This is a genomic window from Pseudomonas sp. 22515 (assembly GCF_052044625.1).
Lineage (GTDB): Bacteria > Pseudomonadota > Gammaproteobacteria > Pseudomonadales > Pseudomonadaceae > Aquipseudomonas > Aquipseudomonas alloputida.
This window is the reverse complement of the sequence record NZ_JBQENN010000017.1, coordinates 39,570-62,111: the sequence shown is the minus strand read 5'-3', so window position 1 is coordinate 62,111 and position 22,542 is coordinate 39,570. Positions and strand designations below refer to the sequence as shown.

The 22,542-nt window shown below is 62.9% G+C and carries 15 protein-coding genes; 10 read left to right on the top strand and 5 right to left on the bottom strand.

What is annotated here, in order from left to right; genetic code table 11:
- Nucleotides 1-26 precede the first annotated feature (26 nt).
- Both ACTJJN_RS16990 and ACTJJN_RS16985 read right to left on the bottom strand, forming a co-directional pair.
- The gene (locus ACTJJN_RS16990; RefSeq protein ID WP_440781445.1) at nucleotides 27-779 is read right to left on the bottom strand and encodes a transporter substrate-binding domain-containing protein; all 753 of its coding nucleotides are present in this window, start codon (nucleotides 777-779) and stop codon (nucleotides 27-29) included.
- Between the two features lie 22 nt (nucleotides 780-801).
- Nucleotides 802-1,674 (bottom strand): MurR/RpiR family transcriptional regulator, encoded by an 873-nt coding sequence (locus ACTJJN_RS16985; protein WP_012052078.1) that lies wholly within the window; start codon nucleotides 1,672-1,674, stop codon nucleotides 802-804.
- Between the two features lie 142 nt (nucleotides 1,675-1,816).
- Between ACTJJN_RS16985 and ACTJJN_RS16980 the strand changes: the two genes are divergently transcribed.
- From ACTJJN_RS16980 to ACTJJN_RS16970, 3 genes are all read left to right on the top strand, one after another.
- Complete coding sequence (locus ACTJJN_RS16980) at nucleotides 1,817-2,842, top strand: Ldh family oxidoreductase (RefSeq protein ID WP_012052079.1); 1,026 nt, start codon at nucleotides 1,817-1,819, stop codon at nucleotides 2,840-2,842.
- 163 nt (nucleotides 2,843-3,005) lie between these two features.
- Nucleotides 3,006-4,202: an amino acid aminotransferase gene (locus tag ACTJJN_RS16975; RefSeq protein ID WP_440781444.1), complete on the top strand. Its 1,197-nt coding sequence runs from the start codon at nucleotides 3,006-3,008 to the stop codon at nucleotides 4,200-4,202.
- A 350-nt stretch (nucleotides 4,203-4,552) separates the two neighbouring features.
- The gene (locus tag ACTJJN_RS16970; RefSeq protein WP_003247731.1) at nucleotides 4,553-5,833 is read left to right on the top strand and encodes a serine/threonine transporter; all 1,281 of its coding nucleotides are present in this window, start codon (nucleotides 4,553-4,555) and stop codon (nucleotides 5,831-5,833) included.
- A 71-nt stretch (nucleotides 5,834-5,904) separates the two neighbouring features.
- Here the strand turns inward: ACTJJN_RS16970 and ACTJJN_RS16965 are convergent, their stop codons facing one another.
- On the bottom strand, nucleotides 5,905-7,092 hold the full coding sequence (locus ACTJJN_RS16965) for a Bcr/CflA family efflux MFS transporter (protein WP_017148288.1): 1,188 nt from the start codon (nucleotides 7,090-7,092) through the stop codon (nucleotides 5,905-5,907).
- Nucleotides 7,093-7,392: 300 nt separating this feature from the next.
- On the opposite strand from ACTJJN_RS16965, the gene tpx reads away from it, so the two are divergent.
- The 6 genes from tpx to ACTJJN_RS16935 all read left to right on the top strand — a co-directional run bounded on the left by tpx (nucleotide 7,393) and on the right by ACTJJN_RS16935 (nucleotide 19,452).
- Entirely contained in the window at nucleotides 7,393-7,893 is a 501-nt protein-coding gene (tpx, locus tag ACTJJN_RS16960) for a thiol peroxidase (RefSeq protein WP_012052082.1), read from the top strand.
- 347 nt (nucleotides 7,894-8,240) lie between these two features.
- Complete coding sequence (locus ACTJJN_RS16955; RefSeq protein ID WP_440781443.1) at nucleotides 8,241-9,548, top strand: MdtA/MuxA family multidrug efflux RND transporter periplasmic adaptor subunit; 1,308 nt, start codon at nucleotides 8,241-8,243, stop codon at nucleotides 9,546-9,548.
- Nucleotides 9,545-12,643 carry an MdtB/MuxB family multidrug efflux RND transporter permease subunit gene (locus tag ACTJJN_RS16950; protein ID WP_440781442.1) on the top strand — a complete coding sequence of 1,033 codons (3,099 nt, stop codon included), beginning with the start codon at nucleotides 9,545-9,547 and terminating at the stop codon, nucleotides 12,641-12,643. Before ACTJJN_RS16955 ends, ACTJJN_RS16950 begins: the two co-directional genes overlap by 4 nt.
- Nucleotides 12,640-15,747, top strand: coding sequence for an efflux RND transporter permease subunit (locus ACTJJN_RS16945; protein ID WP_173880710.1), 3,108 nt, complete (start codon nucleotides 12,640-12,642; stop codon nucleotides 15,745-15,747). The genes ACTJJN_RS16950 and ACTJJN_RS16945 overlap by 4 nt, the downstream gene beginning before the upstream one ends.
- Nucleotides 15,744-17,234, top strand: a complete 1,491-nt coding sequence (locus tag ACTJJN_RS16940) for an efflux transporter outer membrane subunit (RefSeq protein WP_012052084.1) — start codon at nucleotides 15,744-15,746, stop codon at nucleotides 17,232-17,234. The genes ACTJJN_RS16945 and ACTJJN_RS16940 overlap by 4 nt, the downstream gene beginning before the upstream one ends.
- Before the next feature lie 130 nt (nucleotides 17,235-17,364).
- Complete coding sequence (locus ACTJJN_RS16935; RefSeq protein WP_010954433.1) at nucleotides 17,365-19,452, top strand: putative bifunctional diguanylate cyclase/phosphodiesterase; 2,088 nt, start codon at nucleotides 17,365-17,367, stop codon at nucleotides 19,450-19,452.
- Between the two features lie 51 nt (nucleotides 19,453-19,503).
- On the opposite strand, the gene ACTJJN_RS16930 is transcribed toward ACTJJN_RS16935, so the two are convergent.
- Complete coding sequence (locus tag ACTJJN_RS16930) at nucleotides 19,504-19,764, bottom strand: DUF1652 domain-containing protein (protein WP_003247746.1); 261 nt, start codon at nucleotides 19,762-19,764, stop codon at nucleotides 19,504-19,506.
- A gap of 274 nt (nucleotides 19,765-20,038) precedes the next feature.
- Entirely contained in the window at nucleotides 20,039-20,686 is a 648-nt protein-coding gene (locus ACTJJN_RS16925; RefSeq protein ID WP_003247748.1) for a DUF1345 domain-containing protein, read from the bottom strand.
- Between the two features lie 173 nt (nucleotides 20,687-20,859).
- Between ACTJJN_RS16925 and pgm the strand changes: the two genes are divergently transcribed.
- Nucleotides 20,860-22,497: a phosphoglucomutase (alpha-D-glucose-1,6-bisphosphate-dependent) gene (gene pgm, locus ACTJJN_RS16920; protein ID WP_003247749.1), complete on the top strand. Its 1,638-nt coding sequence runs from the start codon at nucleotides 20,860-20,862 to the stop codon at nucleotides 22,495-22,497.
- Nucleotides 22,498-22,542 lie beyond the last annotated feature (45 nt).

Sequence of the window (22,542 nt, the reverse complement as noted above, 5' to 3'; positions counted from 1 at the left end):
AAGGTGGTCGCACAACTTCCTGAAGATCAGTTGTAGATATCGAAAGCAAAGTACTTGCTGGCGATCTTCTGGTAAGTGCCGTTGGCCACGATCTGTTGCAGCGCGGTATTCAGGCGCTGGCGCAGGGCTTCGTCGTCCTTGCGCACAGCGATCGCGGCATCGGCCTTGGTGTCGGCCACGTCGCCAAGGATCTTGCAGCAATCCCCGCCGTTCTTGTTCATCCACTCGTGCAGCGGGAATTTGTCGGCAATCACGCCGTCCAGGCGGCCGGACGCCAGGTCTGCGTTGGCTTCGTCCATGGTCGGGTACAGTTTCACGTCGGCACCGGCCTTGCCGTACACGTCTTCGGCGTAGATGGCCTGGGTAGAGGAAGACTGCGCACCGACGGTGTAGCCGACAAAGTCGGTCTGGGCGCTGTCGATCTTGCTGTCCTTGGCAACCGCCACGGTCAGGGGCGTGCGGTAGTAGTGGTCGGTGAACGCGATCTTCTTGCGTCGCTCTTCGGTGTCGATCATCGATGCCACCACCGCGTCATACTTGCGCGCCATCAGGGCGGGGATGATGCCTTCCCAGTCCTGCGCCACCAGCGTGCATTCGACTTTCATCTGTTCGCACAGGGCGTGGGTGATGTCGACATCGAAGCCGTGCAGCTTGTTATCGGCGTCTACATAGTTGAAGGGCGGGTAGGCACCCTCGGTGGCGAACCGCAGGGTTTCAGCGCTGGCGGCACCCGCCAGCAGCAGGGCGCACGCACCCAGCAAGGCCATGGACTTGTTCATCTCGCACCTCATTGCACTCTTGCTATTGTTGTTTGCCCGTCGACCACGAGGTGTAGCCGACGAATTCGTTATGTAGAGCGGCAGTTGCTTCCAAGCGTTTTTCAACATCCGGTCCGAGCTTCTTGCAGACCTCGTTGACCATCAGATGCACCCACGACAGCATCGTCGAGGTGGATTCCCAGAACAGGTTGAATTCGGTGGGGATGCGGAACACCTCGTCGGCATTGGCATCCGCCCAGTCACAGAAGGTGTCGGTCACCAGGGTGACCGCAATGCCAGCCTCGCGCGCCTTTTGGCACAGCATCAGGGCATGGCGGGAATAACGGCGCGCCTCGAACACCACCAGGGCGCTGTCTTCGGCGCGGCCCAGCAGCACTTCGCCGAAGTGCCCGGCGCTGATGTCCACCAGTTGCACGCCATCGCGCAGGTATTGCAGCAGGTGGCTCATGCACATGGCGATGCCGCGCTCGGTCTGGAAGCCGGCGATGAACACCCGTGGCTTGCTGGCCAGGCGTTGCGCCACGTTGTGCCAGGCGGGGCTCTGGCGGTATTCGTGTACGCGCACCAGGGCGGCGATTTCCAGCTCCAGGCTGCCGGCGTTGTCGCTGGCGTCCTGGTTCTGGCGGTAATCTTGCAGACGATCACCTACCAGCCACGGGCCATCGCCCAGATCGTTCTGCAGGTCTTGCTTAAGCGCCTTGAGGTGGGCATAACCCAGTGAGCGACAGTAGCGCCCGACGCTGGATTCGCTGACGCCCAGCTTGGCGGCAATGCTGGCCGAGGTCTGGAACGGCAGTTCGTGCAGGTTGGCAAGCATGTAGGTGGCGATCTTGCGACCCGAGGCAGCGGCCCCTTCGAGGCTGTTTTCCAGGCGTTGCTTGATCAGTTGGCTCATGCTGCGGCTCCAGGGGTGAGGCTTGGGAAGAAAATGAATGTTTTCTGTCATCAAGTCAACATTTGACAGATTGCTGTCACATGAAGGAAAGTTTTTGTCGTTGCAACGCTGTAGCCATTCCAAAATCAACAAGGAGCTTCAGATGTCCGCACCTTCCACCAGCACCGTTGTGCGCGTGCCTTTTACCGAGCTGCAAAGCCTGTTGCAGGCCATTTTCCAGCGCCATGGGTGCAGCGAGGCCGTGGCCCGGGTGCTGGCCCACAACTGCGCCAGCGCCCAGCGTGATGGCGCCCATAGCCATGGGGTGTTCCGCATGCCCGGTTATGTCTCGACCTTGGCCAGCGGCTGGGTCGATGGCCAGGCCACGCCACAGGTCAGCGACGTGGCCGCCGGCTATGTGCGTGTCGATGCTGCGGGTGGTTTTGCCCAGCCGGCACTGGCGGCCGCCCGTGAGCTGTTGGTGGCGAAGGCGCGCAGCGCAGGCATTGCCGTGCTGGCGATCCACAACTCGCACCACTTCGCCGCGCTATGGCCGGATGTCGAGCCGTTCGCCGAAGAGGGCCTGGTAGCCCTCAGCGTGGTCAACAGCATGACCTGCGTGGTGCCGCATGGTGCACGCAAGCCGCTGTTCGGTACCAACCCCATCGCTTTTGCTGCGCCTTGCGCCGAGCATGACCCGATCGTTTTCGACATGGCCACCAGTGCCATGGCCCATGGCGATGTGCAGATTGCCGCGCGCGCCGGCCAGCCATTGCCGGAGGGCATGGGGGTGGATGCCGATGGCCAGCCGACCACCGACCCGAAGGCGATTCTGGAAGGCGGGGCCTTGCTGCCATTCGGCGGGCACAAGGGCTCGGCGTTGTCGATGATGGTCGAGCTGCTGGCGGCGGCGCTGACCGGCGGTCATTTCTCCTGGGAGTTTGATTGGTCCGGGCATCCGGGCGCGAAAACGCCGTGGACCGGGCAGTTGATCATCGTTATCGACCCGGGCAAGGCCGAAGGCCAGCGCTTTGCCCAGCGCAGCCGCGAGCTGGTGGAGCACATGCAGGCGGTGGGGCTGACGCGCATGCCGGGCGAGCGGCGCTACCGTGAGCGCGAGGTGGCCGAGGAGCAGGGCGTGGCGGTGACCGAGCAGGAGTTGCAAGGCCTGAAGGAGCTGCTTGGCTGATCTGGCCCCTTCGCGGGTTTACCCGCGAAGAATCCAGCCCTCATCCCCGGTCATGCAATGTTGCATAGACAACCTTGCACAATAGTGGATGTTCCTGAGCCCGCTCTGCGGGTATGCTCAACACTGACTTTCCGTACCGTCCTGATCCAAGGAGCTGCACGCTGTGTTCAAACATGTCGATGCCTATGCCGGCGACCCGATCCTCTCGTTGATGGAAACCTTCAAGGCCGACCCGCGCGCCGACAAGGTCAACCTGAGTATTGGCCTGTACTACGATGAGGCCGGCGTGGTGCCGCAACTGGCGGCGGTGGATGCGGTGGAAAAACGCATTGCCGGTCAGGACCACGAAGCCTCCCTGTACCTGCCGATGGAAGGCCTGGCCAGCTACCGCCAAGCCATCCAGGCGCTGCTGTTCGGTGCTGATCACCCGGCCGTGACCGGCGGCCGGGTGGCCACCGTACAGACCGTGGGTGGCTCCGGCGCCCTGAAGGTCGGTGCCGACTTCCTCAAGCGCTACTTCCCGCAGTCCGAAATCTGGGTCAGCAACCCGACCTGGGACAACCACCGCGCCATCTTCGAAGGTGCAGGCTTCAAGGTGCACACCTACCCGTACTTCGACCAGGCCACCCGTGGCGTGGACTTCGACGGCATGCTGGCCACCTTGCAGAGCCTGCCGGCCAACAGCGTGGTGCTGCTGCACCCGTGCTGCCACAACCCTACCGGTGCCGATCTGCAGCAGCACCAGTGGCAACAAGTGGTCGAAGTGGTCAAGGCGCGCCAGCTGATCCCGTTCCTCGACATCGCTTATCAAGGCTTCGCCGAAGGCTTGGTAGAAGACGCCTACGCTATCCGCGAAATGGCCCGTGCCGGCGTGCCGTGCCTGGTCAGCAACTCCTTCTCGAAAATCTTCTCGCTGTATGGCGAGCGGGTGGGCGGCCTGTCGGTGGTGTGCGATGACGAGGCCACTGCCCAGAGCGTGCTTGGCCAGCTGAAGGCCACCGTGCGCCGCAACTACTCCAGCCCGCCCAACTTCGGCGCCCAGCTGGTTGCCGGCGTACTGAGCGATGCTGGCCTGAATGCCCAGTGGGCCGAAGAAGTCGAAGTGATGCGCAAGCGTATCCTCGACATGCGCCAGGCGTTGGTCGATGCCCTGGCCGTGCTGCTGCCGGGCCAGGACTTCCAGTTCTTCCTACGCCAGCGCGGCATGTTCAGCTACACCGGCTTCAGCGTCGAGCAGGTCCGTCGCCTGCGTGACGAGTTTGGCGTGTATCTGATCGACAGCGGCCGTGTGTGCATGTCCGGCCTGCGCCCGGCCAACCTGCAACGGGTTGCCGAAGCGTTCGCTGCCGTTCAGAAGTAACTCGCCAAGGGGCCAGCTGCGGCCCCTCCTGTGGGGCGCGGTTGGACTTTGTGGGAGCGGCCNTTGCAGCTTTGCCGCTGACATTGCTGGGGCCGCTTTGCGGCCCTATCGCGACGCAAGGCCGCTCCCACAGGCCGCTCCCACAGGCCCCCAGGCCGCGACATTCCACCGAACGACACCCGCAATGCCTTCCACTTGTAAAGACAAGTGCAACCGCTCCTCGGAAAAGGGCTTCGCAAGTGCAACCTTTCCGTGCACAATCGCGCCCCTCTTTTCCGGTTGAGTTGGGCGAAACGTCTATTTCGCCATTCTCAGCCTGTTGCAGTCTTGCGAGTGGAGCTTCACCCGGAATGAATGAGCAGGCCCCAAGCGTTGAACAACGCTTTGCAGAATCGACCCCCGCCGCCCTCGGCACATGGGCGCGTCACGACACCACCTGGATGCTGGGCCTGTTCGGCACAGCCATCGGCGCCGGGACACTGTTCCTGCCGATCAACGCCGGCCTTGGCGGCTTCTGGCCGCTGTTGATCCTGGCCGTGCTGGCCTTCCCGATGACCTATTTCGCCCATCGCGGGCTGACCCGTTTCGTCCTTTCCGGGCGCGATGGCAGCGACATCACCGAAGTGGTCAAGGAGCATTTCGGCATCACCGCCGGTGCCTCGATCACCGTGCTGTACTTCTTCGCCATCTTCCCGATCCTGCTTATCTACAGCGTGGCGCTGACCAACACCGTGTCCAGCTTCATGGAACACCAGCTGCACATGCAGCCGCCGCCTCGGGCAATCCTGTCATTCGTGCTGATCCTCGGCCTGCTGGCCATCGTGCGCTGCGGGGAGCAGGCCACGGTCAAGGTCATGAGCCTGCTGGTCTACCCGTTCATCGTTGCGCTGGCGTTGCTGGGCCTGTACCTGGTGCCGCACTGGACCGGTGGCATTCTCGACAGCGCCACAGAGGTGCCGCCGGCCTCGGCCTTCCTGCACACCCTGTGGCTGGCCATTCCGGTAATGGTGTTCTCGTTCAACCATTCGCCGATCATCTCGGCCTTTGCCGTCGACCAGAAGCGCCGTTACGGCGCGCACGCCGACGAGCGCAGCGGCCAGATCCTGCGTCGTGCCCACCTGCTGATGGTGGTGATGGTGCTGTTCTTCGTGTTCAGCTGCGTGCTCACCCTGAGCAGCGCCCAGTTGGCCGAAGCCAAGGCGCAGAACCTGTCGATCCTGTCGTACCTGGCCAACCACTTCAGCAACCCGACCATCGCGTTCGCTGCGCCGTTGATCGCCTTCGTGGCCATCGCCAAGTCGTTCCTCGGCCACTACATCGGTGCCAGCGAAGGCCTGAAGGGCATCATCGCCAAGACCGGTGCGCGCCCAGGCGCCAAGGCCCTGGACCGCGTGGTTGCCGCACTGATGCTGGTGGTGTGCTGGATCGTTGCCACCCTCAACCCAAGCATTCTCGGCATGATCGAGTCGCTCGGCGGCCCGATTCTCGCGGTGCTGTTGTTCCTGATGCCGATGTACGCCATTCGCCGTGTGCCATCGATGCGCAAGTACAGCGGTGCGGCCTCCAATGTGTTCGTCGTTGTGGTCGGCCTGGTTGCGCTGACTTCGGTGGTGTACGGCCTTGTAAGCTGATTCACCCGTTTCATTCAAGAATGCCCGGGTCGCTTGTCGCCACCCGGGCATTTTTTTGCCTGATCAAGGTTTCAGCAGCGTTGCATTCCATCGTCCTTGGTGCATGCAAGCAGCCACCCTCCGCACAGGCTGGCCACCACGAACAGCACGCCCAAGCCTGCCGGTAGCTCGCTTTCCAAACCTGCGACCACACTGCTCGTCAAACCGGCACCGGCGAACAGCAACGTCGTGTTGAGCGACGCTGCCGCACCTGCCTGACGCGGATAGCGCGCCAAAGCCTGGGTCGTTGCGGCGGGGCGTACCAGGGTTGTCCCGGTGGTACAGACAATCATCGGCAGTAGAACCCCCAGCACAGATAACCCTGCCACCCATTCCCAAATCAAAAGGGTGATGCCCGCAGTACTTATAAGCAGCAAGCCTGCTTTTATTTGAGCTTGCGGGCTTACGCGACTGTTCAGGTAGGTCGCAGCCATGCCGCCGACGATGTATGCCAACCCATAGCCGATAAAGACCAGAGAGAATTGATAGGCCGTCAGCTCCAGCCTGCCCATCAGCAGCAAGGGCGCTATGACGATAAAGGAAAAATGGCAGGCAAAGGCGAGGCTGGAGAGCATGGAATGCGCGAGATAGTCCGTGTCTCGCAGCATCGCCCGATAACTGGACATGCTTGGCGCCCGGTCGCGCGACGCAGGTGTGTCATGGAGCAGCACACACGATAAAAGTGAAACGATTGCAGCGATGATCACGAATACCGTAAAGCTTGCCTTCCAGCCAAAAGCCTGTTGAAGAAAAGCACCTGCCAGCGGTGACAGGGAGATGAACAACCCGCTCGCGCTTGTTAACAGGATGCGCATGGCATTGCGTTGTGTACCGCTGTAGAGGTCCTGCACAAGCGCCTGGCCTAGCACGAGGCTGCCGCAACCCAGGGCCTGCACCAAGCGAAAGGCCATGAACGTTTCATAGTGGGTTGAAAATACGCAACCGAGCGCTCCCACAATGGATACGCTCAACCCAGCGAGCAACAAACGCTTGCGCCCGATGCCATCCGACAGTGGGCCGACCACGATTTGCGCCATGGCCACACCCACAGCAAAAAAGCTCACTGAGTACGCAATCTGTTTTGTGTCGACCCGAAACTCATCTGAGAGCGCAGGGAATGATGGGAGGATTACGTCCAGAGGAAACACACCCAGCAGACATAACAAAATCAGCAGCGTCGAGCACAGGTGGCGCCGAAGCGAACCCGCGGGGCGGTTCATGCCATTAACTCCTCGATTGGAACTGCAAGAAATAGCTTTCGTCATCCAGTAAATCAGTACGCTAAAGATGTACAAGGTGAGCTTGGTAGCGAAACTTCCGATAGAGGTGTAGGAATTGTAGGGAGAGGCCGGGATGGGCGTTCGGCAACGGTGAGGCAACTGGCCGTAACCGCGGCTATCGGCATTTTTTGTCCACAAAAATCGTCCGGCAATGGAACAATTTCACCTGCCCCCATAGGCACCCGGCTGCCTTCATGCTTAACTCAGTGTCCTTTTCAAACCCCGCATAAGGATTTCGTCATGGCTCAAGTGACTCTCAAAGGCAACCCGGTCCAGGTCAACGGTAACCTGCCACAGGCCGGCGCCCAGGCTCCGGCTTTCTCCCTGGTAGGTGAAGGCCTGGCTGACAAGTCGCTGAAAGACTACGCCGGCAAGCGCAAGGTGCTGAATATCTTCCCAAGCGTCGATACCCCAACCTGCGCCACCTCGGTGCGCAAGTTCAACGCCCAGGCCAACGACGTTGCCAACACCGTGGTGCTGTGCATCTCGGCTGACCTGCCGTTCGCCCAGGCACGTTTCTGCGGCGCCGAAGGGCTGGACAATGTGAAGAACCTGTCGACCCTGCGTGGCCGCGAGTTCCTCGAAAACTACGGCGTAGCCATCGCCGACGGCCCGCTGGCCGGCCTGGCCGCCCGCGCCGTGGTGGTGCTGGACGAGAACGACAAGGTGCTGCACAGCGAACTGGTTGGCGAAATTGCTGACGAGCCGAACTACGACGCGGCGCTGGCTGTACTGAAGTAAGGATTGCGTGGGGCAGGGCGGGCGTCTGTAGCCTGTGATGGCCTCTTCGCGGGTAAACCCGCTCCTACAACGTGCGGCACGGGTTTCAACGGCTGTGACATCCCCGTAGGAGCGGGTTCACCCGCGAAGGGGCCAGACCAGGCAACCGAACCTTCAGGCCCGCCACCGCTCCAAGCAACACCCTGTAACGGCCCGGAACACGTTCCGGGCCGTTTTCATTTAAAATTCCGCCGCTTGGCAACGTCAGGCAAAGGTAAACCTCTGGTAAAGGCCCTTTGCTAAAACGATGGCAGTGCTTATCGTTCATCCTCCCCAAGTCGTCATTCCGAACAAGGTTCGTTCAACCCATGCAAGCGTCCAATTCCCGTTCCCTTCGTCGCTGGCTCGTCGGCCTGCTGATCCTGCTGCTGGTGGCTGCACTGGCCTGGTGGCTGTGGCCCGCAGCGACGCCTGCGCATAAAGAAGCCAGTGGCATGCGCGGTGGCAAGGGCATGGGCATGATCGGCGGCCGCCCAGGTTTTGGCGGCTCCAGTGACCCGGTACCCGTACGTGTCGTGCCGGTGCGGACAGGCGACTTCCCCCTCTACTACAAAGCCTTGGGCACGGTCACCGCGACCAATACGGTCAATGTGCGCAGCCGCGTGGCTGGCGAACTGGTGAACATCCACTTCAAGGAAGGCCAGCGCGTCAAGGCTGGCGACCTGCTGGCCGAAATCGACCCGCGCCCTTATCGCATCGCCCTGCAGCAGGCCGAAGGCACCTTGGCGCAGAACCAGGCGCAGTTGAAGAATGCTCAGGTCGACCTGGCCCGCTATAAAGGCCTGTACGCCGAAGACAGCATCGCCAAGCAAACCCTGGACACTGCCCAAGCCCAGGTTGCGCAGTTCCAGGGGCTGGTCAAGACCAATCAGGCACAGGTCAACGACGCCCGCCTGAACCTCGATTTCACCCAGATCCGTGCGCCGATCAGTGGCCGTGTGGGCCTGCGCCAGCTCGATCTGGGCAACCTGGTGGCCGCCAACGACACCACCGCGCTGGTGGTCATCACCCAAACCGAGCCGATCAACGTCGCCTTCACCCTGCCGGAAACCGAACTGAGCACTGTGCTGGAGCGCTACCGCAGTGGCGCCAGCCTGCCGGTCGAGGCCTGGGACCGCGGTGACAGCAAGCTGCAGTCCACCGGTGTGCTGGGCAGCATCGACAACCAGATCGACACCACCACCGGCACGCTGAAGTTCAAAGGCCGCTTCGAGAACAAGGACCTGGCCCTGTTCCCCAACCAGTTCGTCAACGTGCGCTTGCTGGCCGACACCCTCAAGCAGGTGGTCATGGCCCCGGCCGCGGCCATCCAGTTTGGCAACGATGGCACCTTTGCCTATGTGGTCAACGAGAAGAGCACCGTCAATGTCCGCAAGCTCAAGGTGGGCGCCAGCGATGGCGAGAACAGCGTCATTCTCGACGGCTTGAAGGCCGGCGATCGCCTGGTGCTGGAAGGCACCGACCGCCTGCGCGAAGGCACCCAGGTGGAAGTGGTCGAAGACAGCTCGCAAGTGCCGACCACCCCGGGCCAGCACCTGCAAGGGCAGGAAGCCAAGGGCGCGGCGCAAACAGATGAAGCACAACCTGGCAACGCAGCAGGCAAGGCGGGCGCATGAACCTCTCGCGCCTGTTCATCCTGCGCCCGGTCGCCACCACGCTGAGCATGCTGGCCATCGTGCTGGCAGGCCTGATCGCCTACAAGTTGCTGCCGGTTTCCGCCTTGCCGCAGGTGGATTACCCGACCATTCGCGTCATGACCCTGTACCCCGGCGCCAGCCCGCAGGTGATGACCAGCGCTGTCACCGCGCCACTGGAGCGCCAGTTCGGCCAGATGCCGGGCCTGGAACAGATGGCCTCGACCAGTTCTGGCGGCGCGTCGGTGCTGACCTTGCGTTTCAACCTCGACATGAACATGGACGTTGCCGAGCAACAGGTGCAGGCCGCGATCAACGCCGCCAGCAACTTGTTGCCCAGTGACCTGCCGGCACCGCCGGTGTACAACAAGGTCAACCCGGCCGACACCCCGGTGCTGACCCTGGCCATCTCCAGCAAGACCATGCCGCTGCCCAAGCTCAACGACCTGGTCGATACCCGCGTGGCGCAAAAGCTGGCGCAAATCAGCGGCGTGGGCATGGTCAGTATTGCCGGTGGCCAGCGCCAGGCGGTACGCATCAAGGTCAACGTCGACGCCCTGGCGGCCAATGGCTTGAATCTGGATGACGTGCGCACGCTGATCGGTGCCTCCAACGTCAACCAGCCCAAAGGCAACTTCGACGGCCCGACGCGGGTGTCGATGCTTGATGCCAACGACCAGCTGCGCTCTCCCGAGGAATACGCCAACCTGATCCTGGCCTACAACAACGGTGCGCCGCTGCGCCTGAAAGATGTGGCCGAAATCGTCGACGGCGCCGAGAACGAGCGGTTGGCCGCCTGGGCGAACGAGAACCATGCTGTGCTGCTGAACATCCAGCGTCAGCCAGGCGCCAACGTGATCGAAGTGGTCGACCGCATCAAGGGCCTGCTGCCGTCGATCACCGACAACCTGCCGGCCGGCCTCGATGTCTCGGTGCTGACCGACCGCACCCAGACCATTCGTGCCGCGGTCAAGGACGTGCAGCACGAACTGCTGATCGCCATCGTTCTGGTGGTGATGGTCACCTTCGTTTTCCTGCGCCGCTTCAGCGCCACCCTCATTCCGTCGATTGCCGTGCCACTGTCGCTGATCGGGACGTTCGGGGTCATGTACCTGGCCGGGTTCTCGGTCAACAACCTGACACTCATGGCCCTGACCATCGCCACCGGCTTTGTGGTCGATGATGCCATCGTCATGCTGGAGAACATCTCCCGGCATATCGAAGAGGGCGAGACGCCCATGCAGGCGGCGCTCAAGGGTGCCAGGCAGATTGGCTTCACCCTGATTTCGCTGACCTTCTCGCTGATTGCGGTCCTGATCCCGTTGCTGTTCATGGCGGACGTGGTCGGTCGCCTGTTCCGCCAGTTCGCCATCACGCTGGCAGTGGCCATTCTGATTTCCCTGGTGGTGTCCCTGACCCTGACACCGATGATGTGCGCGCGTCTGCTCAAGCGCGAGCCCAAGGAAGAAGAACAAGGCCGCTTCTACCGTGCCAGTGGCGCCTGGATCGACTGGCTGATCAAGCACTACGGCAGTGCCCTGCAGTGGGTGCTCAAGCATCAGCCGCTGACCTTGCTGGTGGCGGTGGCCAGCCTGGTGCTCACGGTGTTTCTGTACATGGTCGTGCCCAAGGGCTTCTTCCCGGTGCAGGACACGGGGGTGATCCAGGGTATTTCCGAAGCGCCGCAGTCCACCTCGTTCGCCGCCATGAGCGAACGTCAGCAGGCCCTGAGCAAGGTCATCCTGCAAGACCCGGCCGTGCAAAGCCTGTCGTCCTACATTGGCGTAGACGGCGACAACGCCACGCTCAACAGTGGTCGCCTGCTGATCAACCTCAAGCCCCACGGCGAGCGCGATGTCAGCGCCAGCGAAGTGATCAGCCGCCTGCAGCCGCAGGTCGACCGGCTGGTGGGCATCCGCCTGTTCATGCAGCCGGTGCAAGACCTGAGCATCGAGGACCGGGTCAGCCGGACCCAGTACCAGTTCAGCCTGTCGTCGCCGGACGCCGACCTGCTGGCGCAGTGGAGTGGCAAGCTGGTGCAGGCGCTGCAGCAGCGTCCGGAACTGGCCGATGTGGCCAGCGACCTGCAGGACAAGGGCTTGCAGGTGTACCTGGTCATCGACCGGGACATGGCCAGCCGCCTGGGGATCAGCGTGTCGCAGATCACCAATGCCCTGTACGACGCCTTCGGCCAGCGGCAGATCTCGACCATCTACACTCAGGCCAGCCAGTACCGCGTGGTGTTGCAGTCCAAGGACGCCGCAACGATCGGCCCGCAGGCGCTGGAGTCGATCCACGTCAAGGCCACCGATGGCGGCCAGGTGCGCCTTTCGGCGCTGGCGCGGATCGAGCAGCGTCAAGCCCAGCTGGCTATTTCCCACATCGGCCAGTTCCCGGCAGTGACCTTGTCGTTCAACCTGGCTCACGGCGCGTCGCTGGGCGAAGCCGTGCAGGTGATCGAGCAGGTGCAGCAGGACATCGGCATGCCGCTGGGTGTGCAAACCCGCTTCCAGGGTGCGGCCGAGGCCTTCCAGGCATCGTTGTCGAGCACCTTGCTGCTGATTCTGGCGGCGGTGGTGACCATGTACATCGTGCTGGGGGTGCTGTACGAGAGCTACATCCACCCGATCACCATCCTCTCGACCCTGCCGTCGGCGGCGGTCGGCGCCTTGCTGGCCTTGCTCATCAGCGGGAACGACCTGGGCATGATCGCCATCATCGGCATCATCCTGCTGATCGGTATCGTCAAGAAGAACGCGATCATGATGATCGACTTCGCCCTGGAGGCCGAGCGCCATCAGGGCATGAGCCCGCGCGATGCCATCTACCAGGCGGCGCTGCTGCGCTTCCGGCCGATCCTGATGACCACCCTGGCCGCGCTGTTTGGTGCGGTGCCGCTGATGCTTGCTACCGGTTCCGGTGCCGAACTGCGCCAGCCACTGGGCCTGGTGATGGTCGGCGGGTTGCTGGTCAGCCAGGTGCTGACGCTGTTCACCACCCCGGTCATCTACCTGTACTTCGATCGCCTGGCCCGCCGCCTGCGCCCGGCCACTGACGTGAAGCAGGCCCAGGCATGAACCTGTCCGGGCCTTTCATCCGTCGCCCGGTGGCGACCATGCTGCTGAGCCTGGCAATCATGCTGCTGGGTGGGGTCAGCTTTGGCTTGCTACCGGTGGCGCCACTGCCGCAAATGGACTTCCCGGTGATCGTGGTGTCGGCGAACCTCTCTGGTGCCAGCCCCGAGGTCATGGCGTCCACCGTGGCCACACCGCTGGAACGCAAGCTGGGCAGCATCGCCGGCGTCACCACGCTCACCAGCAGCTCCAACCAGGGGTCGACACGGGTAATCATCGGCTTCGAGATGGGCCGTGACATCGATGGCGCAGCCCGTGAGGTGCAAGCGGCGATCAACGCTACCCGCAACCTGTTGCCCAGTGGCATGCGTAGCATGCCCACCTACAAGAAGATCAACCCGTCGCAGGCGCCGATCATGGTGCTGTCGCTGACCTCGGATGTGTTGCAGAAGGGCCAGCTGTATGACCTGGCCGACACCATCCTTTCACAGAGCCTGGCTCAGGTATCGGGGGTAGGGGAGGTGCAGATCGGCGGCAGTTCGCTGCCGGCCGTGCGCATTGCCGTCGAGCCGCAACTGCTCAACCAGTACAACCTGTCGCTGGACGAAGTGCGCACCGCCGTGTCCAACGCCAACCAGCGCCGGCCCATGGGCTTTGTCGAGGACACCGAGCGCAACTGGCAGGTGCGGGCCAACGACCAGCTGGAAAGCGCCAAGGATTACGAGCCGGTGGTGATTCGCCAGCAGAACGGCACCATTCTGCGCCTGTCTGACGTGGCGACTGTCACCGACGGCGTTGAAAACCGTTACAACAGCGGCTTCTTCAACGACCAGGCAGCGGTGTTGCTGGTGGTCAACCGCCAGAGCGGCGCCAACATCATCGAAACGGTCGACCAGATCAAGGCGCAGCTTCCGGCACTGCAGTCGTTGCTGCCCGCCAGCGTGCAACTGAACGTGGCCATGGACCGCTCGCCCGTGATCAAGGCCACCCTCAAAGAGGCCGAGCACACCCTGCTGATCGCCGTGGTGCTGGTGATCCTGGTGGTCTACCTGTTCCTCGGCAGCCTGCGCGCCTCGCTGATCCCCAGCCTGGCGGTGCCGGTATCGCTGGTGGGTACGTTCGCAGTCATGTACGTGTGCGGTTTCTCGCTCAACAACCTGTCGCTGATGGCGCTGATCCTTGCCACCGGGCTGGTGGTGGACGATGCCATCGTGGTGCTGGAAAACATCTCCAGGCACATCGAGAACGGCCAGCCGCCGATGAAGGCGGCCTTCCTGGGCGCCAAGGAAGTGGGCTTCACCTTGCTGTCGATGAACGTGTCGCTGGTGGCGGTGTTCGTCTCCATCCTGTTCATGGGCGGCATCGTGCGCAACCTGTTCCAGGAGTTTTCCATCACCCTGGCGGCGGCGATCATCGTCTCGCTGGTGGTGTCGCTCACCCTTACACCGATGCTCTGCGCCCGCTGGCTCAAGCCGCAACAGGCCGAGCAGACACGCCTGCAGCGCTGGAGCGACAAGCTGCATCAGCGCATGGTTGCTGCCTATGACCGCAGCCTGGGCTGGGCCTTGCGCCACAAGCGCCTGACCCTGCTCAGCCTGCTGGCCACCATCGGCATCAACATCGCCCTGTATGTGGTGGTGCCCAAGACGCTGATGCCCCAGCAGGATACCGGCCAGTTGATGGGCTTCATCCGTGGGGACGACGGCCTGTCGTTCACGGTGATGCAGCCGAAGATGGAGATCTACCGCCGCGCCTTGTTGGCCGACCCGGCAGTCCAGAGCGTCGCCGGTTTCATCGGTGGCAACAGCGGTACCAACAACGCCTTTGTGCTGGTGCGCCTGAAACCGATCAGCGAGCGCAAGATCGATGCGCAGAAGGTGATCGAGCGCCTGCGCAAGGAGCTGCCTAAAGTGCCCGGAGGGCGCCTGTTCCTGATGGCCGACCAGGACCTGCAACTGGGTGGCGGTGGGCGTGACCAGACCTCTTCTCAGTACCTGTATACCCTGCAAAGCGGCGACCTGGCGGCGTTGCGCGAATGGTTCCCCAAGGTGGTCGCGGCGCTGCGTGCACTGCCTGAGCTGACCGCCATCGACGCCCGCGATGGTGCCGGTACCCAGCAGGTGACGCTGGTGGTCGACCGTGACCAGGCCAAGCGCCTGGGCATCGACATGGACATGGTCACCGCAGTACTGAACAACGCCTACAGCCAGCGGCAGATCTCCACCATCTACGACAGCCTTAACCAGTACCAGGTGGTACTGGAGATCAACCCCAAATACGCCTGGGACCCGAGCACGCTGGAGCAAGTGCAGGTGATCACAGCCGACGGCGCCCGGGTGCCGCTGTCGACCATCGCCCACTACGAGAACAGCCTGGCCAACGACCGGGTCAGCCACGAAGGCCAGTTCGCTTCGGAAGACATCGCCTTCGACGTCGCCGAGGGCTACAGCCCCGACCAGGCCATGGCGGCACTGGAGCGCGCGGTGGCCAAACTGGGCCTGCCCGAGGAGGTGATTGCCAAGCTCGGCGGCACTGCCGATGCCTTTGCCCAGACCCAGCAGGGCCAGCCATTCATGATCCTTGGCGCACTGCTGCTGGTGTACCTGGTGCTGGGTATTCTGTATGAAAGCTACATTCACCCGCTGACCATTCTCTCGACACTGCCTTCGGCGGGCGTCGGTGCCTTGCTGGCGCTGTACGTCACCGGTGGCGAGTTCAGCCTGATCTCGTTGCTGGGGCTGTTCCTGTTGATCGGGGTGGTGAAAAAGAATGCCATCCTGATGATCGACCTGGCGTTGCAGCTGGAGCGCCATCAGGGCTTTTCGCCGGAAGAGTCGATCCGCCGGGCCTGCCTGCTGCGCCTGCGGCCGATCCTGATGACCACCCTGGCAGCGATCCTTGGCGCATTGCCGTTGCTGCTGAGCCAGGCTGAAGGCGCAGAAATGCGTCAGCCGCTGGGCCTGACCATCATCGGTGGCCTGGTGTTCAGCCAGATCCTCACCCTTTATACGACGCCGGTGGTTTACCTGTACCTGGACCGCCTGCGCCACCGTTTCAACCGTTGGCGCGGCGTGCGCACCGACGCCGCCCTGGAAACCCCGCTATGACTTTTGCCCAGACCCCACTTCACCGTGCCCTGCAGGCACTGACCCGTGGCCGTGGCTCGCGCCTGCTTGGTGCCGGGTTGTGCGTGGCCTTGCTCAGTGCCTGTACCCTGAGCCCGGACTACCACCGCCCCGAGCTGAACAGCACGGCGGCGCAGTTCAAGCATGCCGAAGGTTGGACCCAGGCCTCGCCGTCCGACGCCATCGCCCGTGGCGCCTGGTGGGAAATCTACGGTGATGCCGGGCTCAACGCGCTGGTCGAAGAGCTTAACCGCAGCAACCAGACCGTGGCGCAATCAGAAGCCCAGTACCGCCAGGCCCAGGCGCTGGTGCGCAGCAGCCGTGCGGCGCTGTTCCCCAGCCTGGACCTGAGCGCCAGCAAGAACCGTTCGGCGCAGGGCACCGGCAGCTCCAGTTCCAGCCTGTCCAATAACAGCAGCGGCATTCGCAACACCTACAACGCGCAGTTGGGCGTGAGCTGGGAGATCGACCTGTGGGGCAAGCTGCGCGAAACCCTGAATGCCAACGAGGCCAGTGCCGAAGCGAGTTTCGCCGACCTTGCGTCGATCCGCTTGAGCCAACAGTCGGAGCTGGTGCAGAACTACCTGCAATTGCGGGTGATCGATGAGCAGAAGCGCTTGCTGGAAGCCACCGTGGCGGCTTATGAGCGCTCGCTGCGAATGAACGAAAACCAGTACCGCGCCGGTGTCGCCGGCCCGGATGCCGTGGCCCAGGCCCGTACGCAGCTCAAAAGCACCCAGGCTGACCTGATTGACCTGATCTGGCAGCGTGCGCAGTTCGAAAACGCCATCGCCGTGCTGCTGGGCAAGACACCTGCCGACTTCGCCCTGGCCGACAGCAAGGCGATTCCAGCGTTGCCGCAAATACCGGTTTCGCTGCCTTCGCAGCTGCTGGAGCGGCGTCCGGACATCGCTGCGGCCGAACGCAACGTGATGGCGGCCAACGCCAACATCGGGGTGTCGCGGGCAGCCTACTTCCCGGACCTCAGCCTGAGCATGAGTGGTGGTTATTCCAGCAGCAGCTTCAGCAACTGGATCGAGTTGCCCAACCGCTACTGGTCGGTAGGCCCGCAGTTGGCGCTGACCCTGTTCGACGCCGGCAAACGCAGCGCCGAGGTCGACCGCACGGTGGCCGTGTATGACCAGACGGTGGCGCAGTACCGCCAGACCGTGCTGGACGGCTTCAAGGAAGTGGAAAACCTGCTGGTTCAACTGAAGGTGTATGGCGATGAAGCCGTGGTGCGCCAAGAGGCGCTTGACGCCGCCCGGGAGTCGTTGCGCCTGACCGAAAACCAGTACCGTGCCGGGCTGATCGGCTATCTGGATGTGGTCAACGTGCAAACCACGGCGCTGAGCAACGAGCGCAGTGTGCTGAACCTGCTGCAAGGGCGCCTGGTGGCCAGCGTGCAACTGGTGGCTGCGTTGGGCGGCGGCTGGGATGCAGAACAGGCGTTTGCCGAGCAGAATTGACCGAACGCAGAGGGGGTAGGCAGCGGTTATTGGATCCATTCCCATTCGCAAAAACCCCGTGCGTTTCGCTTAAGCTTGAGTACAATCGTCAGCTTTTGTCGGGCCCCCTGTCCCGGCGCTGGAACTCTCAATGCTGACCGGTAGCTACTCCTCTTCGCTGGTGTTGATTTCGCTGTGCGTGGCGATCCTGGCATCCTATACCGCCCTTGACCTGACCGGCCGCATTGCCACGGCCAAGGGCCGCGCTGCCTGCCTGTGGATGGGCGGTGGTGCGTTGGCCATGGGCATCGGCGTGTGGTCGATGCACTTCATTGGCATGCTTGCCTTCAGCTTGCCCATTGACTTGGGGTACGACCTGGCCCTGACCGCGTTCTCGTTGCTGATCGCTGTGCTGTCCTCGGGCTTTGCCTTGTGGCTGGTCAGCCAGCCGAGCCTGCCAGCGCTGCAGTTGGGGTTTGGCGCGCTGATCATGGGCGCCGGTATCGCTTGCATGCACTACACCGGCATGGCTGCCCTGCGCATGCTGCCGGGCATCGATTACGACCCGACGTTGTTCGGCGCTTCGCTGCTGATTGCCGTAGGCGCCTCGGCGGCGGCATTGTGGATTGCCTTCCGCCTGCGCAGACACACCCCCTATGTACGGCAGATCCGCGGCCTGGCGGCGGTGGTCATGGGCGTTGCCATCGTGGGCATGCATTACACCGGCATGGCAGCGGCAAACTTCCCCGAGGGCAGCTTCTGCGGCGCGCTGGGGGGCGGGTTGCAGGGGGACAGCCTGGTTTACCTGGTGCTGATCACCACGCTGGCAGTACTGGCAGTGGCTTTGCTGACTTCGGTGCTGGACGCGCGTCTCGAGGCGCGTACTGCCGAGTTGGCCCGTTCGCTGACCTTGGCCAACCAGGAACTGACCCAACTGGCCTTGCACGACACACTCACCGATCTGCCCAACCGTACCCTGCTGGCGGACCGCATCGAACAGGCCATTGCCAAAGTGGCGGAGCAGGGCGGTTGTTTTGCCCTGATGTTCATTGATCTGGACGGCTTCAAACCCGTCAACGATGCCTTTGGCCATCATATCGGTGACCTTCTGCTCAAAGCGGTGGCGGCCCGCCTGCGCGGCCACCTGCACAGCCAGGACACGCTGGCACGGATTGGCGGCGACGAATTCGTGCTGCTGGTGGAACTGCAGGAGCCGAACGATGCCATGGACGTGGCGGTCAAGCAGGTCAACCTGGTGTCCCGGCCTTTCCGCGTGGCCGAGCACGACCTGCAACTGTCGGCGAGCCTGGGCATCGTTCTGTACCCGGGCAATGGCCAGGACCAGCATGAGCTGCTGCGTAACGCCGACGCTGCCATGTACCATGCCAAGAGCGCCGGCAAGAACGGTTACAGCTTCTTCGATGTGTCGATGAACAGCAACGCGCGCCAGCAGTTGCAGCTGCTGCAGGACTTGCGCCTGGCGCTTGAGCAGCGCCAGTTCCGCTTGCATTATCAGCCCAAGTTCGACGCCCAGGCCTGCCAGCCGATCGGTGCCGAAGCATTGCTGCGCTGGGAGCACCCGCAGCAGGGCCTGCTGCTGCCTGACCGCTTCATCGGCCTGGCAGAAAAGACCGGCCTGATCATCCCCATTGGTGAGTGGGTACTCACTGAGGCCTGCCGTCAGATGCGTCAGTGGCTGGATCAGGGGCACCATGGCTGGCGCATGGCGGTGAACCTGTCGGCCATCCAGTTCTGCCATGCCGGTCTGGTCGACAGCGTGGCCCGCGCCCTGCAGCAGAACGGCTTGCCAGCCAACTGCCTGACACTGGAAATTACCGAAACCACCGCCATGCACGATGCCGACGCCAGCCTGACCGTGCTGCAGCGCCTGTCCGACATGGGCGTGGACTTGTCCATTGATGACTTTGGTACGGGCTATTCCAGCCTGATGTACCTCAAACGCCTGCCAGCCAACGAGCTGAAAATCGACCGCGGTTTCGTACGCGACCTGGAGCAGGACAGTGACGATGCAGCGATTGTTTCGGCAATTGTCGCACTGGGCCAGGCGTTAGGCCTGCGTATCGTTGCCGAGGGGGTTGAAACCGACAAACAGCAGGACTTCCTGACCCGTCTGGGGTGTGATTCGTTGCAGGGCTACCTGCTGGGCCAGCCCGTGCCGGCCGAGCAGTTTATGAGCAAGTTGCAGGCCATGGGCCCGGAACTCACTGCTGCGGGCTAGGCGCTGTATGAAGAGCCTTGATACTTGGTGAGGCTGGGTTGAAAACAGAGCCTAGACTGCATCGCGCAAGGTAAAGGCGGGTATGAAGGCGTCCATTTCCGCCTCGACGGCCTCGATGATGCGCTCTACATCGGCGGCGGCCATGATCGCTGCACAGGGGATGCCCGCAATCGCCAGCAGGGTTTCACCGCTGGCGCGGTCGAACAGCCGCGCGACCATGCTGCGTGGCGCATCCATGCTGGCCTCGAAACCCAACGGATGGAAATGCCAGCGCATCACCTGGCAGGCGTTGGGGAACGTCATCTTGTTCATGCCAGCCTCCTTGTCCGTACCTGGACGTGATGAGCGGGTGGCCACATCGATGCGGCCGCCGGGAAATTAAAGATAGCACCTGCTACGCGCGATTTTCGCTTGCAAGTACGACAAATGTGCGAATGCTTGACACTGGTCACACCCTTGTCATGGGCGCAGTGTGACGACTGGCTGCATGGCAAACGTTTTCCCGGCCGCAAGGTGCCAGGTAACCATCGGGTTTGGTGACGTTCGCGGACGTTCGACGCGCAGGTTTTTCAGACGAGCGGCTTGGTTAACCCAGCAACCCGGCGGCGATGTTGATAGTGAACCCCAGAATCGCCGTATTGAACACGAAGCCCACCAACGAATGCGCCAGCACCACCCGCCGCAACCCACGCCCGGCGACACCCACGTCCGAGGTTTGCACCGCCACGCTGATGGTGAACGAGAAGTAGTGGAAGTCCCAGTAATCCGGGTTGCGCTCGCCATCAGCGAAGCGCAGTGGGGGTTCGTGGTTTTGCCCGGTGTAGAACAGGCGGGCGTAGTGCAGGGTGAATATGCAGCCGATCAGCAGCCAGGAACCGGCGACGGTCAGGCCGGTGTAGAGATAGTGCACGGCCAGGGCCGTGCCTTGCAGGCCGCGGCTGGAGACCAGTTGCAGGGTGACCGCGGCAAGGCTGGCGATGGCGGCGATGCACACGGTCAGCAGGACCAGGCCGGCGTTCTCGTCTTCGACGCCGGCGACCTTGCGGACCTTTTCCGGGCTGGCTGTCCAGCTCAGGTAGAGCACCAGCAGCAGGTACAGCCACACCCCCAGGTTCCAGCCAGCGAGGATGTGCTGCACGGTATCACCGGCGGGGATCAGCCAGGCACCAGCGAGGCCGACTGCAGCGGCGAGGCTCAGGCGGGGGTGTGTGCGGGTCAGGCGATGGAAAGCCATGGGGCCTCATTCACAAGGGGTATGGCTTGTACTCTAGACCGTCATAGGGTTGGGCGGGATGCGCAATACCCTGCAGGGGCTGGGGTTTCTTTGAGTCCCCCATCGCACGGCATTGCAACTCTCAGTACACTGCACGTTCCAACACCAACATCCGTTGAACTCGAGGTTTTTGCATGACGCTCAGTCCTTTGGCAGGCAAGCCGGCTCCAGCCAGCGTGCTGGTCGATATTCCCCGGCTGCTTACCGCCTATTACACGGGCCGCCCAGACGCTGCCGTGGCGGCCCAGCGCGTGGCCTTCGGCACCTCGGGGCACCGGGGCAGTTCGCTTGAATTGAGTTTCAACGAGTATCACGTCCTGGCCATTAGCCAGGCGATCTGCCTGTACCGCCAGGAAAAAGGCATCGATGGCCCGCTGTTCATCGGCGCCGATACCCACGCCCTGTCAGCGCCAGCGACCGCCAGCGCCCTGGAAGTGCTGGCCGCCAACGGCGTGCAGGTGATGCTGTCCAAGGATGACGAATACACGCCGACGCCGGCGGTTTCCCACGCCATCCTCTGCCACAACCGTGGCCGCACGCAGGGCCTGGCTGACGGTATTGTCATCACCCCGTCGCACAACCCGCCGCAAAGCGGTGGCTTCAAGTACAACCCGCCCAACGGCGGCCCGGCCGACAGCGACGTGACCAAGTGGATCGAGGGCAAGGCCAACGAGCTGCTGGCGGCTAACCTGGCGGGCGTCAAGCGCATGGACCATGCCCAGGCGCTGCAGGCGCCGACCACCCACCGCCACGATTACGTCAGCAACTATGTGGCCGACCTGGAAAACGTCATCGATTTCGATGTCATCCGTGGCGCCGGGTTGCGCCTGGGCGTCGACCCGCTGGGCGGGGCAGGGGTCCGCTACTGGTCGGCCATTGCCAAGCACTACCAGCTGGACCTGGAAGTGGTGAACACCGAGGTCGACCCGACCTTCCGCTTCATGACCGTCGACTGGGACGGCCAGATCCGCATGGACCCTTCCTCGCCGTATGCCATGCAGGGCCTGATAGGCCTGCGCGAGCGCTTTGACGTGGCCTTCGCCTGCGACCCGGACCACGACCGCCACGGCATCGTCACCCCTGACGGCCTGCTGCAACCCAACAACTACCTCGCCGTGGCCATCGACTACCTGTTCCGCCACCGTCCGCAGTGGCGCACCGACGCCGCCGTGGGCAAGACCGTGGTCTCCAGCGGCCTGATCGACCGCGTTACCCAACGCCTGGGCCGCGATCTGTATGAGGTGCCGGTGGGCTTCAAGTTCTTCGCCCAGGGCCTGTTCGACGGTTCGCTCGGTTTTGGTGGCGAAGAAAGTGCAGGGGCTTCGTTCCTGCGTCGCGATGGCTCGGTGTGGGCCACCGACAAGGACGGGTTGATCCCGGCCTTGCTGGCCGCCGAAATGACCGCCCGTACCGGGCGTAACCCGAGCCAGGCTTATGCCGACCTGACCGACGCGCTGGGCAAGCCGTTCGCCACCCGTGTCGAGGCCAAGGCCGATGCGCGGCAGAAGGCGTTGCTGAGCAAGCTGGCGCCGGAGCAGGTGAAGTCGACCGAACTGGCCGGTGAGCCGATCGTGCAGATCCTCAGCCACGCCCCAGGCAATGGCCAGGCGATTGGCGGGCTTAAGGTGATGACGGCCAATGGCTGGTTCGCCGCGCGCCCGTCGGGTACTGAAGACATCTACAAGATCTACGCCGAAAGCTTCATCGACGAGGCGCATTTGCAGCGTCTGGTGCAGGAAGCACAAGTGCTGGTCGATGAAGCCATTGCCTGACCGGTAACAAACCGCTTGGTTCTGTGGTGTGATGTAAATTAGAAT